Raw genomic sequence first — 3,058 nt, 5'->3', positions numbered from 1 at the left:
CTGCCGGTCTCATCGACCCGCTTCATCCAGCCAATTGCCGTGCTGATCGCGACCCCAAACTGCTTGGCTGCCTGATTGCGGGACATCCCGCCCTCAATCGCAGCCACGACACGCTTGCGAAGATCCAGAGAATAAGGCTTGCCCATCCATGCTGGCCTATGGTGAATCAGAAGATTTGGGAATCCAAAATCGATTCAACCTAACCCCATCCCGCTTTAGCGTGGCCGATGGTCCTGCAGGCCGGCGCGTGGCGCTGAGCAATCGGCCGGGGTCCGCGGGAAAACGGTTAAAATTCAGCAATTGACCCGCAGGTCGCGCGACATGGTGCTCCAGCGATTTCGTGCGACTATCGGTGACGCGGACAGTCTCACTGAAGATGTAGCCGGCATCCTTTTCCCAAATGCCGATGAGGACGTGAAGGATCACGTTGGCTTCAACTACGGTGTCGTCGTCCGCCTAGAAGCTGCCTCCGCCGTTGGATGTTTACGCAGGGCGCGCACGCGTCGGAAGGCTTGCTCAACATCACGGCATTTCGCCCCCGGATAGTTTCAAAACGCCGCGAGCACGTCGAGAGACGCTTGATGCACGTGCCACGCCCTGCAGATGGCTCGCACAAAAATATAGTCCGTGGCACCCCATGGCAATATCGGTGACGGAAGGCGCCGAGCTCGAAATTGGTCTAACAGCCCGTTCTGTAAACGGACAACTTGATATGCGGCGCGTTAGCGGGAGAACAAACCGGCTTGGTAAGTGGGAAGCGGTTAGCTCCGCCCGGAAATTCCGGTGTACCCGCCTACAATGCATGCGTAACCGCAGCCGCGACGAGAAAATTCCGCTGGTGCTCGCGCAGTTCGGCCACTCGCCGCTCGAAGGGCGGGTCCTTCAAACCCTCCCGATGTACGCGCTACCGGGGCCGGCGAGGAGCAAGCCGTGGGATGCAGGCAGGACGATCCGGCTCAAGGGAGCCGGCCGGGCGGCATGTGAGTAAGCTGATGCAGCGCATGGACATCAAGGCGCTGTAGCCAAACCGGGAACGAGCAAACCCGCACCGGCCCACAAGGCCCACCCGTACGTGCTGCCCAACATGGCGACCACGCGCAGCATCTTGCACAAAGGCATCCGGGTCGCCCGCCACGCCCGCTCTAGCGTGCCCGTCATCACACCACTATCCCGGCGCACATGCCAAGCGCGCACGCCAGCGCGGATCAAACGAGTAGCCGCCAAGAACCGCGGAATCCGCGTTCGGCTTGGAACCCGTTGGTGGCTGACCGAGCTCGCGATCAGTAATTGACCAATATGCTGCGCGGCAAGCTGCTCAGCGACTTCGCGCCGTTCTCGGTCACGCGGACGGTTTCACTAAAGATGTAGCCATCATCCCTTTCCCAGATGCCAATAATTAGGTGAAAGGTCATATTGGGTTGAAGGATGGTCTCGCCTCCCTCCTGAAAGCTTGGCCCACCATCCACCCAGTCGATACCAATTGAGTACCCAATTCTCGATTCTTTGCGCACACCACGAGGACAAAAGACGCGTCGGAACGCCTGCTCAACATCGCCGCATTTCGCCCCGGGCCGGATTGTTTCAAACGCCGCGAGGAACCCGTCCAGGCACGCTTGGTGCACATGACGCGACCTAGCAGATGGTTCGCCCAAGAATACGGTCCGTGATACCGCGCAGCAATAGCGATGACGGAAGGCGCCGATCTCGAAATTGGTCTGACAGCCCATTTTGTAAACGCCATCGGTCCACCTAATATGCGGTGCGTTGGCGGGAGAGCCGACCGGCATGACGATAGGGTGGCGGCTAGCTCCGCCGGGAAATTCCGGGGTACCCGTGCACAACGCATGGTTAACTGCAGCGGCAACATCGCATTCGCGGGCACCTACAGCAATCGCCAGCTGGCCAGCCTGCATGGCCTTGTCCGCGATCTTGCCGGCTTGCTCAATGTAGGCGAGCTCAGCTGATGACTTGACCGCCTTTAGTTCGGAAATCATCCCGTCGGCATCGATGGAATTCGACAAGTCCAAGCTGTCGCCCAAGGCGGCATAGGCCTTCACTCCAAACAATCTCGCGGTCAGTTCGATGCCGATGCGATTGGATTTAATTCGCTCGCGGATCATTTTGCCGATTGGCTGCCATGGTGTCCGCTCGCTCGAACCAATGTATTTTTCCGGATAACTGAGGACGCGCGATTGTGGCAGGTAACACGTGGCCGTCGCGCATTGGACATCCTGCTCTCGCAGGATTAGCCACGGATCTTCCTCGTCTTGGCACACCAGAGTAAGCTGCGGGACGTAATCCGAAAATCCCTCATAGCCTGTGAGATAGTTCATGTTTGACTCGATCGGAACAAGCAGAGAGTCCATGCCTCGCTTCGCCATTTGCTGGCGCAGCCGAGCACTGCGCTCGCGGTATTCCTGTTGACTAAATGCGGGCACGAGCAGATTCTCCTATCTTGGTCGATGTCCCTTGCACGACGGCGAGGTACCAGCGTTCGTTTGCTATCCTCAAAATCGTAACGTGTGCCGACGCGCAAAAACCGCAAAAGACATCGAGTTTTGCCCAAATCCTGCAAAATGCGGTTTTACCCGGAGGATGGTGCACGCCAAGGCGGCTGGACCACCAAAATCCTCGCACTGACTGACGCGCTTGGGAATCTGTTGCGGTTCATCCTCCTCCCTGGCCATCGCTTTGACACCGTCGGCCTACCGCCGGCCTGGAGGGTCGCGGGCAGCTCTTGACTGGCACCGCCAAAAAGGTAGGCGGGCATCGAAGGAGCGCGTCAGATGCGAGCCCTTGATCAAAGACATCGAATTTGGCGGCTCGATCGCCGACAAGGCTTTGATTCTAACTGGATCATCGAAGACCTGAACGAACGCAAAGCCAAGATCGTCATCTCTCAACATCAAACGCGCGCCCAGCCTTTGGACATCGACAACGACGATTACAAATGGCGCCACCTGATCGAGATCGACCAGTCATGATGACTCTCAAGATTCAGTGGTTGGGTTGATGGGTTCGGTGAATGGTGGTGGCAGGCGACGCCACGGAGCCGGCC

At 58.3% G+C, this 3,058-nt stretch carries 3 protein-coding genes; 1 reads left to right on the top strand and 2 read right to left on the bottom strand.

Annotated features, from left to right (window positions below; all coding sequences use genetic code 11):
- Both YUU_RS55940 and YUU_RS0145630 read right to left on the bottom strand, forming a co-directional pair.
- A partial coding sequence (locus tag YUU_RS55940) for an IS630 transposase-related protein (RefSeq protein ID WP_198031981.1) occupies positions 1-146 on the bottom strand: 146 nt, incomplete at its 3' end.
- 1,134 nt (positions 147-1,280) lie between these two features.
- Positions 1,281-2,438, bottom strand: coding sequence for a Xaa-Pro peptidase family protein (locus YUU_RS0145630; protein WP_156944945.1), 1,158 nt, complete (start codon positions 2,436-2,438; stop codon positions 1,281-1,283).
- Positions 2,439-2,786: 348 nt separating this feature from the next.
- Between YUU_RS0145630 and YUU_RS55690 the strand changes: the two genes are divergently transcribed.
- On the top strand, positions 2,787-2,984 hold the full coding sequence (locus YUU_RS55690; RefSeq protein ID WP_051390286.1) for a hypothetical protein: 198 nt from the start codon (positions 2,787-2,789) through the stop codon (positions 2,982-2,984).
- The last annotated feature ends 74 nt before the right edge of the window (positions 2,985-3,058 follow it).

The organism is Bradyrhizobium sp. Ec3.3, assembly GCF_000472925.1.
Taxonomy (GTDB): Bacteria; Pseudomonadota; Alphaproteobacteria; order Rhizobiales; family Xanthobacteraceae; genus Bradyrhizobium.
The sequence above is the reverse complement of the archived record's forward strand: the minus strand, read 5'-3'. Positions and strand labels throughout refer to the sequence as shown.